General features: G+C 57.0%; 5 protein-coding genes and 1 pseudogene. 5 read left to right on the forward strand and 1 reads right to left on the reverse strand.

Annotated elements, in window-relative coordinates:
* Window positions 1–484 precede the first annotated feature (484 nt).
* Complete coding sequence (locus ACSQ3Z_RS37160) at window positions 485–2,167, forward strand: GMC family oxidoreductase (RefSeq protein WP_436176017.1); 1,683 nt, start codon at window positions 485–487, stop codon at window positions 2,165–2,167.
* 338 nt (window positions 2,168–2,505) lie between these two features.
* Window positions 2,506–3,666: a M20 aminoacylase family protein gene (locus ACSQ3Z_RS37165; RefSeq protein ID WP_436176018.1), complete on the forward strand. Its 1,161-nt coding sequence runs from the start codon at window positions 2,506–2,508 to the stop codon at window positions 3,664–3,666.
* 441 nt (window positions 3,667–4,107) lie between these two features.
* On the opposite strand, the gene ACSQ3Z_RS37170 is transcribed toward ACSQ3Z_RS37165, so the two are convergent.
* Window positions 4,108–6,603, reverse strand: coding sequence for a GcvT family protein (locus tag ACSQ3Z_RS37170; RefSeq protein ID WP_436176019.1), 2,496 nt, complete (start codon window positions 6,601–6,603; stop codon window positions 4,108–4,110).
* Window positions 6,604–7,772: 1,169 nt separating this feature from the next.
* Here ACSQ3Z_RS37170 and ACSQ3Z_RS37175 point away from each other — a divergent pair.
* The 3 genes and pseudogenes from ACSQ3Z_RS37175 to ACSQ3Z_RS37185 all read left to right on the forward strand — a co-directional run.
* Window positions 7,773–8,951, forward strand: a complete 1,179-nt coding sequence (locus ACSQ3Z_RS37175) for a M24 family metallopeptidase (protein ID WP_436176020.1) — start codon at window positions 7,773–7,775, stop codon at window positions 8,949–8,951.
* A gap of 187 nt (window positions 8,952–9,138) precedes the next feature.
* On the forward strand, window positions 9,139–9,984 hold the full coding sequence (ehuB, locus tag ACSQ3Z_RS37180; RefSeq protein WP_436176021.1) for an ectoine/hydroxyectoine ABC transporter substrate-binding protein EhuB: 846 nt from the start codon (window positions 9,139–9,141) through the stop codon (window positions 9,982–9,984).
* Between the two features lie 56 nt (window positions 9,985–10,040).
* Window positions 10,041–10,220: pseudogene (locus tag ACSQ3Z_RS37185) on the forward strand (hypothetical protein); the annotation flags it as partial.

Consider the following 10,220-nt stretch of genomic DNA (forward strand, 5'->3'; position numbering starts at 1 on the left):
GGGGCATGAACCTTTAACATGGTCTTGTTAGCGGGCTGGTTTATCCGGAAAATGCACTCGCTCTGCCGTCGGTTGCCCGACGTATGCGCAGCCGTCCACCGCGCTTTCAAAGGCACGCGTCAGCACTGCTAGGAGTTGCCGCGGCCTCGAGACAGCATTGGCGAAAGGCGGGCCACTGCATCGGCTTGAGTTCCACCAGCAGCAGTTGACGAAATGCGAAGACCCGAAATGGGTGGAAAGAGTTAAAAGACGACGCACCGGATTTCCTGCCGCTCATCGGGCGGATCGAAACTCTTCCCGCATGGCGTCTGACAGACTTCGTTAACGCCTTCAAGCGGAGGGAATTGGCTCCCTTCGTGGGTAGTTCAGCGTGTTTCTGCGGAATTTGCAAACAATCGCCGCTTTCGCGCCGAAAGGCGGTTTCATTCGCAGATCTTCGCTTCAACATTGTGCTAGCCTGCAGCCACAGGATGGGGAGGAATAGTTGCTCTTTGACTATATAATTGTAGGTGGCGGCTCATCTGGATGCGTCATGGCGAACAGGTTGTCGGCCAATGGCAGTCGGGTGTTGCTCATCGAGGCTGGGCCTGACTTCCCCCCGAACGAAATTCCTGACGATATTCTCGACGGCAACCCCACGCGCGCTTACTACAATCAGCGATATCAATGGCCATCGCTTACTGCAGCCGTCGCCCGAAATGGCAACCGCGTGCACTACGAGCAAGCTCGGGTCATTGGGGGAGGCTCCAGTATCAACGCTCAGGTCGCCAACCGGGGTGGCCCCGCCGACTATGATGAGTGGGCGTGCACCGGGGCAACGGGTTGGGACTGGGAAGGCGTATTGCCATATTTCCGCCGACTCGAATGCGATCTGGATTTTCGCGATCACTTCCATGGCAATAGCGGGCCGCTGCCGATTAGCCGCGCCGACAAAAGAGAGTGGTCAGGATTCGTCAATGCCGTCTCGACGGCTCTAGAGGATGAAAATATACCCTTTCGGCCAGACTTTAACGGTGAGTTCCGCGATGGCCACTCAGTTGTTCCACTCACAAACCTCAACCGTCGCCGCGTATCAGCCGCGATGGCCTATTTGCCAGAGAGTGTCCGTGCTCGGCCGAATCTCAGAATTTTGTCAGAGACTGCGGTCATAAAACTCGCCTTTTCAGGTCGACAAATAACGGGCGTCGATACTGAGAGTAAGGCCGGTCACCAATCTTATAGCGCCCCAGAGGTTGTTCTATGTGCGGGCGCTATTCATTCGCCTGCGATACTAATGCGATCCGGTATTGGTCCGGGAAGAGTGTTATCAGAGGTCGGCATTCAAGTTGTCGCAAATGTTGAAGGGGTTGGAAAAAATCTCCAGGAGCATGCCGGGGTCGCCATATCGGCTTACTTGAGACCGGAGGATCGGATGTCGCCGACCGCGACCGGATATATCCAGATGCATGCCCGGTATTCTTCCGGTCACGACGGTTGCCCGCCTACCGATATGGCCATCTCAGTTCTTGCGAAATCTGCGTGGCATCCCGTTGGCAAACGTTTAGGGACGCTGAATTTCTGGGTTAATCGTGTCTATTCGACAGGAACTGTCTCGCTCAAGAGTTCGTCTCACCTCGTTGAGCCAGAAGTGAATTTCGATATGTTGAGTGATCAACGCGACGCTGAGCGGTTGAAAAACGCATTTCGATTCGTTGCGAGACTGGTTAATCATAAGGCCTTGGCGGATACGGCCCTTGACCCCTTTCCTTCCACCTGGACTGGACGAGCAAAGCGAATCGGCAAGTACAACCGTTTGAACTACGGTCTCACCTCTTTTCTCGCAGCCCTTATGGATGGTTCCTCTTCGCTTCGGCGAAGCCTGATCAGGTTTGCAATCACTGATGGTCGCAGCATCTCGGACCTTCTAAATAGTGAGGAGCTTCTTGATAGCTTCGTACGACAAAACGTTTTTGGAAACTTTCATCCCACTTCAACTTGCAGAATGGGATCTGCTCGTGATCCAAACAGCGTGACCGATCCAACCGGGCGCGTTCATGGACTATCGGGTTTAAGAGTCGCCGATGCTTCGGTGATGCCATTCTGCCCGCGAGCAAATACCAACATCCCAACGATTATGGTTGCCGAGAAACTGTCTGACGCCATACTTCGTGAACGGGGGCGGCAATGAAGGTGACGTTTTGTCAAGGAGGTTCTGCAAGTTCAACCCGCCGCGGGGTACCTCGGTCAGTTCAGGGAACCTTGCCGAATAACCAAGACGACTAGCCGACCGCCGATAATCTAGAGGTCCTTTGCGAACGAGGGGATTTTGCCTCATCTCGAAGCGAGATGGGGTCGATACACACAATGCATTTGACTGTAGAGGTTCATCCCTGGAAGCTTTCCAGCGATAGAACAAAATACGCGGAACCGCGCATCTAGGGTGCCCCTGAGAGCCGGCGGCGCAGATGTGGTTCGAGCTGGCAGACCCGAGGCACGGGTCTGCTCATTTTGGTGCAGGAGACAAGAATGCGCAGCGTCGATGATTTCCGGGATATTCATGGTGAGGCTATCGCTTGGCGCCATCACCTCCACCAGAATCCGGAACTCGGATACAACGTGCACAACACCGCCCGCTTCGTCGCCGAAAAACTTGCTTCCTTCGGGATAAACCATATCGAGACGGGCATCGCCGAGACCGGTGTCGTCGCGGTAATCCAAGGTGCAGGCGGGGACGGACCGACGATTGGCCTGCGTGCGGATATGGACGCACTGCCGATCGTCGAGGCTACCGGCAAGCCCTGGACTTCGCAGATCGAGGGGAAGATGCACGCCTGCGGTCATGACGGCCACACCGCCATGCTGCTGGGTGCCGCTAAGCATCTCTCCGCCACTCGGAACTTCAAAGGTTCGGTGGCGCTCATTTTCCAGCCCGCAGAGGAAGACGGGCAGGGCGCCGGCCGAATGGTACAAGAAGGCTTGATGGACAGGTTCAATATCTCCCAAGTCTTCGGTATGCACAACATGCCAGGCATTGACGTGGGCAGGTTCGGTATTCGCGACGGATCGATTATGGCGGCACTCGACGAGTTTGACATCATTGTCACGGGCCGGGGCGGACACGCTGCAACGCCTCATTTTACCATAGATCCGGTGGTAGTCGGAGCACAGATCATCACGGCGCTCCAGACCTTGGTTTCCCGAAACCTCGATCCGACGGAAGCGCTCGTTGTGTCCGTGCCGAAGTTCACCGGTAGTGAATCCTACCACATCATACCAGACTCTGTGACGCTGGGCGGAACGGTTAGGAGCCTATCGCCGGCATTACGTGATTTTGCGGAAAAACAAATCAAGGTCTGCGCTGAAAATATCGCGGCAGCTTTCGGGGCTAAAGTGGAATATCGACACCGGCGTCTCGAGCCGTTGACGTTCAACCATACAGCGGCGACCGAATTGGCAGCCGCAGCCGCGCGGGCTCTTGTCGGGCGAGAGGCGGTCAACGAACAGGTCAAGCCGGTGATGGTCTCGGAGGACTTCTCTTACATGTTGCAGGCGCGACCTGGCGCGTTCCTATTCCTCGGCAACGGACCTACCGCGGGCCTGCACAATCCGACCTACGATTTTGATGACAATGCAATCCCTTACGGGATCGGCTACTGGGTAAACTTGGTGGAAGGCGGCTTGGCCTAATAACGCTGCATAATCCCGTATCCCGCGCGCCCATTGGGATAGGTACGCAGCGTTGCTAGCTTACTAGCCGCGCATCGCGAGACATGACAATCCGGCATCTTGTGCTGTACAAATTCAAGAGAAGTAGCCAGTTTGCTCCACGCACCTGGCCGAGCATGGTCAGCGTGCGATAAGGCCGGTAGACTACCGTTCGACCTATGCAAGCCAGAGCACAGTACCGTTCCCCTCTAGCTGAGGCTGTTGAGTCCTTTGCGATAATGTGCGTCGTTTCTATTCGGCCTATCAGGATCCGATGCCAGCGAGGCCAGCATTAAGCTGGCCTGTAGCACAACAACATCCTTGCCGAGAGGCACGTGTGGGCATCTTTATCCCGCGACCCGATGCAATGCGCGCCCTCGACCAGAAGCGCAGCTCGGTCGTCCAAGATTGCGTAGTCTAGTCTCAGGCCTTGAGGAGCTCTTTGGTGACCAGCTCCTCCGCGGAGCGCCGCTCGCCTTTCACGCGGCTGCGTCCGGCGTCATAGAATGGCCGCAGAGAAGCTATGGCGGAATAGCGCTTGCCAGCGATCTCGATTTCGAATGACCCTTCGGACAGCCAATCAGCCGTCACCCCGGCTTCTGCCCTGAGATACCCCATGCCGAGGCCACAACCGACAGTATGGCCAAATCCAGCCGAGCGAAGGTATCCGACAAGGCTGCCGTTACGCCAGACAGGCTCGGTCCCGAACATCAACGATTTGGCATCCGGGGCAGCGAGTTGGACCAGCCGTCGGCGCAAGGGTTTGCCCCGCTGGGCCTCCAGTGCAGCGCGTCCGATGAAATCCTCACGTTTATCCCACGCAACCGTGAAGCCCAGTCCCGATTCCAACGGCGTGTCCTCATCACCGACATCTGCACCCCAGTCACGGTAGCCCGCTTCCAGGCGAAGCGTGTTGAGAGCGACATATCCGGCGTGGCGTAGGCCGAGATCGGCACCGGCGGCCACCAGGGCGTCATAGACCCCTAGCGTCTGTTCGGTCGGGATGTGAAGTTCCCAGCCCAACTCGCCGACAAAGGTCATCCGGAATGCGAGTGCGAGGCTATACCCGACCTCGATTTCACGAGCCGTTGCGAAGGGAAATGCCTCGTTGGAAAAATCCGCAGGGCTGACGCGCTCCAGTAATTCACGCGATCGCGGACCCATCACCGAAAGAGTCGTGTAACCGGATGAGACGTCGGCAACTGAGACGTGGCCAGCTCCCTTGGCATGCAAGCGCAGCCAGGCGAGATCACGGGTGCGTTGGACGGCCGCTGTCACGACAAGAAATTCCTCGTCACTGATGCGCGCGATCGTGACGTCGGACTCCATACCGCCTCGCTCGTTCAGCCAAGGCGTATAGACAACGCGGCCGACGGCGACGTTCACGTCGTTCGTGGACAAGCGCTGTAGCAGCGCAAGGGCATCCGACCCCTGCACCAGAAGGTGCGCGAAGGAGGTTTGGTCGAACAGAGAGACACTGGAGCGGGTGGCCGTATGCTCCGCGCCACTTCGCTCGAACCATTCGTCCCGGCCAAACGTTGCATGATTTTCATTCGGTGATCCAGGCGCACCAAACCATTGAACGCGTTCCCAACCGGCGCTTTCACCGAAATTCGCGCCGACTGCGGACAGGCGGCCGTGCAGGGGGGACACGCGAACGTTGCGTGCCGTCTTCGCTGACTTATGCGGCAGATGAAGTGCCCAGAGGTTGCCTACCGCCTCCACCGTGCGGTCGTACAGATACCGCCTGTTCCGCTGGAAGGGCATTGATCGACGGACGTCCATTTCCCAGCAGTCTCCCGCCGGCAATCCTGTCGACATCCATTCTGCCATGACCTTGCCCGCACCACCCGAGGATTCGATACCGCAGGAATTGAATCCAGAGGCGACATACAGACCTTGAATTTCAGGTGATGGCCCGAGGTGGAACCGGTTATCAGGCGTGAAGCTCTCAGGGCCATTGAAATTCAGCTGAAGGCCGACATTTGCCAGGATAGGCATGCGCTCGATGGCCGCAGAGAGATATGGTTCGATGTGGTCGAAATCTTCGGGCAACGAATCGAAACTGAAATCCTGCGGTATGCCATTCATGCCCCAAGGTTTGCCATTGGCCTCGAAGAAGCCCACGAGCAGTTTGCCGGCGTCGGCTTTTGCATAGACCCGCGCGTCCATATCGCGGATCGTCGGCAGATCATGGGGCAGGTCGGAAATTGCCTCGGTGACAACATAGAAATGCTCGGCGGCCTGCAACGGCACCGACCAGTTAAGTTCAGCAGCCACATTCCGCGTCCACAGGCCGGTGCAGATGACCGCGTGTTCAGCACGGACCGTTCCTTGACTGGTTTCCACGCCGACAAAACGGCCCTTCTCGACGAGGATGCGTGTGACAGGTGTCCGCTCAAGGATCGTTGCTCCACCCTGCCGCGCCCCAGTTGCGAAAGCACGGGCAGTATCGATAGCGTTGGTCATCCCGTCGGAAGCGATCCATGCCGCCCCAAGGACATCACTGACATTAAGCATTGGAACGCGGCGTTGGGCTTCCGCAGCGCTTATCATCTCCACGTCCAGGCCAAACGAGCGGCCCATCGAAGACCCGCGCTTAAGCTCTTCAAGGCGGTCCTGGGTCGCGGCGACAGTGATGGAGCCGGTTTGCCGAAAACCAGTTGCCTGACCGGTTAGATTTTCTAGGTCCCTGAACAGATCCGCAGAGTATTGGGCGAGCTTGGCCATGGTTTCGTTGGCGCGGAGTTGCGTTACGAGGCCCGCAGCATGCCAGGTCGTGCCGCATGTCAGTTGGTCGCGCTCCAGAAGCAGAACGTCCCGGTGGCCGAGACGTGTCAGGTGATAGGCTATCGAGAGGCCGATAATGCCGCCTCCGATGACAACGTATTCGACATGCGATGGTAGTTTGCTGGCCATTTGAAACCTGTTGGAGCTTGGGCGAAGGGGCTAAGGCGGACTAATTGTGGCCAATAAATTATTGTCAGATATGCTCTGATTTCCGCTGATCTGCATACCATGGCCGCAGTATTTCTGCGCCGTCAGGTGGTCTAATGCAGCGTTGCTCCAGCAGAACGCACTACGGGAATGTGACCATTACTGGAAGGGTCACCGACCGACGCATCAGAATGATCGTGATGGTGACTCTGTAGCGGGAACGCGCCGAGATCGGCACCCGAGATTGCGACCGTGATAAGCGGCGAGGCGAAGGTAGTGCTCTATTCACCGCGCGGAGCCTGGAGGATTAGTAGAACCATGGTGGGGCGTCGAACGACCGGATCAAGGGAACGTCCGGTTAAGGATGCAAGATCTCTCAGGCGGACATACACATCAAAGTGCAGCACCTGGCGACACCTGGCTGGCCGAAGGACATCGTGATCTCGGGCATCTTCCCTTTGCGCGTAGATCGGGACACCCAGCGACGGCAGGGGGGAGATTGAACAAGTTGAGCGACCTCGGCCATTGTCTTCGCCTGGTAAGCGCTGTGGCTCGAGAAGGGCCTCCTGACTCCGCCAGGGCAAGGGCTTTTCCTCCACCGGAGCCAGCACGTGCGGACAGGGGTGAAAACATCACAACGCGTCGACGGTGAGGAGGCTTATCGGGCCGGCGGGCAGCAGTGCCCCGACATACAAGCTGTCGCGCGCCGCCATGATTGTCGTAACAGAATGCGCCGGTGCCCAGCGCCCAACGTGTCTCTGATTATAACCTGATTTTTCGCCCTGACATCAGCTCGGCGCCCAAGCCGAAGAGGAATTCCATATGTGCACGATCGGGGTCCAGATGGTCCATATTCCGGTGTTTTGGGCGCCCTTAATCGAATCCAGCGGCATTCTTCAACGCACAATTTCATGTGCGGGGCCCCGGCATCTCGAAGCGAGATGATGCCGATATAAACACTGCATTTGACTGAGAATGACTTGAGACAAATGCTCGCCTGAGCTCCCGCAACACAAGCAAAACTGGGAAGTAAGGGATGCCAGAGTGAGAATGGGCATCAAGATTTCCGGGCGTCGCCTGCGGTTGCCCTTGGCCGCACCCTGGGGCGAACTCAAGAGGGCACATGCTCAATTTCGAGAAGGATCCTATGCATGAGCTACCAAAAACCTTTTCTGCGTGAGGAGTTCGACCGACGCGTCCAGGACACCAAGAAGCGGATGCAAAAAGCTGGTCTGGATCTCCTCATCTGCCAGGATCCAGCCAATATGTACTGGCTTACCGGCTACGACAGTTGGTCCTTCTACACGCCGCAGGCAGTGTTAATCCATGTCAACGAGGATATGCCTCTTTGGTTCGGGCGCCCGATCGACGCAAAGTCGGCTACTGTTACAACGAACCTGCCGGCCGACAACATCGTCGGATTCTCGGAGGCTTTGGTTCACCATCCGGAAAATCATCCTTTCGATGATTTGTGCAGGCTCATCAATTCCAAGGGCTGGGGTTTCGACCGCATCGGCGTCGAGCTCGACACGCACTACTACACCGCGCGGGCCCATCAGCACCTCGTTAGAGGCCTGCCCAATGCGAAGATCTCGGACTGTCGGGAGCTTGTAAACTGGGCGAGGCTCGTCAAGTCAGAAGCCGAGCTTGTCTATATGCGAGAAGCGGGCCGCATCATCAGCAGAACAATGCGGGAGGCGATTGCGAAGCTCAAGCCCGGGGTACGCGACCATGAGGTCGTAGGGGATATTTACCGCAATCAGATTTTAGGCGAGGGCAAGTTCGGCGACTACACTGGTCTGTGTCCACTAATCCAAATTGGTGAGGGGACAAGCACTTGCCACCTCACATGGACCGGCCAGGCGATCCCCGAGTCAGCCCTAGTGGTGATGGAGCTTGGCGCGGCACGCCGCCACTACAACACGCCGCTCACCCGCACGATTCACGTCGGGCAGCCGCCACAAGAAATCTCGCGTCTAGCATCCGTGATCGTTGAGGGAGGCGATCTCGCACTCGAAGCGGCCAAGCCGGGCGTTGCCGTCGAAGAGGTAGCCGCCGTGTTCCAACGTATACTGAAACGGAATGGCTACAGCAAAGACAGCCGCGTCGGCTACTCGATCGGTGTTGGTTACCCGCCGGACTGGGGCGAACGCACTATCAGCATTCGCGCGGGTGAAACAACGCAATTGCAGGAGGGAATGTGCTTCCACTTCCAGTCCGGAGTGTGGCTCGACGATTTTGGCGCAGCGGTCTCAGAACCGTTCGTGGTCACAGCGAAAGGTGGCCAGCGCTTCTGCGATGTGGAGCGCCGCTTGGTCGTCATCGACTGATGATTTGCGCCCATTGACCTTGGGCAAGAAACGCTTGGCGGGCCCGCAGCGTGCGCAATCGCTCGACACCGGTTTGTATACTCAACCAAATAGGAGATCAGCTTCTGCAAAAAACGCTTCTACAAAGCTTGAAACGTCCATCTCGGGCGTTGCTCGATAATTCAACGAAACAAGAAGGGAACGAGAAATGAAAAACAGACTTTCATACATTGCGGCTGGCTTCGGCCTCGCCGTCGCGGCTGCCACGTTACAGGTCCACGCAGGAGAATTGACCGACCGCATCACCAGCGGCAAGTCGATCCGCATCGGGTTCGCGAACGAAGAGCCGTTCGCCTTTCCGGACAGTAATGGTCACCCGGTAGGATTCGTAAACGCGATTGCTCTCGGCGTGCTTAAGCAGATGGGTTACGAAAACGTAGAGACCGTCGTGACAGATTGGGGCGGACTTATACCGGGACTGCAGTCTGGACGGTTTGATATGGCTACGGGGGGTCTCTACATCCTTAAATCAAGGTGCCAAAGCGTTACGTTCTCCGAGCCTTTGGCGAAAGTGACAGACGCGCTTATCGTCAAAGCTGGCAACCCTAAAGGGCTGCACAATTATGGAGATATTGCTGCCAAGAGCGCGACTATGGTGACTGGCATAGGATATAGCAATATAGAGCAAGCGAAAAAGGCAGGTGTTCCGGAAGCTCAGATCATGCAAGTGCCGGGACAGACGGAAATTCTTGCAGCGGTCGAGGCGGGACGAGCAGATGCCGGGGCATCGGGATACCTCTTGTCTCGCTCTGTGGCTGGAAAATCGGGTGGAAAACTTGAGGTGACAGACCCGGATGCAATGCCGGAATCAACTCAAAACTGGGTGAGCATAGCCTTCCGAGGGTCAGACAAGGACTTTGTGGAGAAGTTCAACGAGGCTCAGAAAAAGTACATCGGTACTCCCGAGATGATGAAGGCTGTCGAGCCTTATGGCTACGACGCAAAGCTGCTGCCAAATGACAAGAGTGCGGAGTGGGTTTGCGCCAACCGCTGACCGCGCAGACACGGCCGGAGGCTTGCCTCCCGGCCGTGTCTGACGCAGGATGGCGAATGTCAATCTTGGAGTTTCTTCAAAGCTATGGCCAGGCGCTCTTACAGGGGACCTTGGTCACATGCGCCCAATTCTTGCTTGCTACGCTTGTCGCTCTAGCTGCCGCCGGGTTCGCAGGTATCGGCAAGCTGTCGAGCAACTGGGTTATCCGGAGTATAAGCGTTGTTTATATAGAGATC

It is taken from the genome of Mesorhizobium sp. LjNodule214, from assembly GCF_964252735.1.
Lineage (GTDB): Bacteria > Pseudomonadota > Alphaproteobacteria > Rhizobiales > Rhizobiaceae > Mesorhizobium.

Excerpts from the sequence above, each read along its gene's own strand:
- ACSQ3Z_RS37165 (WP_436176018.1), top strand. The coding sequence starts at position 2,506 with ATGCGCAGCGTCGATGATTTCCGGGATATTCATGGTGAGGCTATCGCT.
- ACSQ3Z_RS37170 (WP_436176019.1), bottom strand. The coding sequence starts at position 6,603 with ATGGCCAGCAAACTACCATCGCATGTCGAATACGTTGTCATCGGAGGC.
- ACSQ3Z_RS37175 (WP_436176020.1), top strand. The coding sequence starts at position 7,773 with ATGAGCTACCAAAAACCTTTTCTGCGTGAGGAGTTCGACCGACGCGTC.
- ehuB (WP_436176021.1), top strand. The coding sequence starts at position 9,139 with ATGAAAAACAGACTTTCATACATTGCGGCTGGCTTCGGCCTCGCCGTC.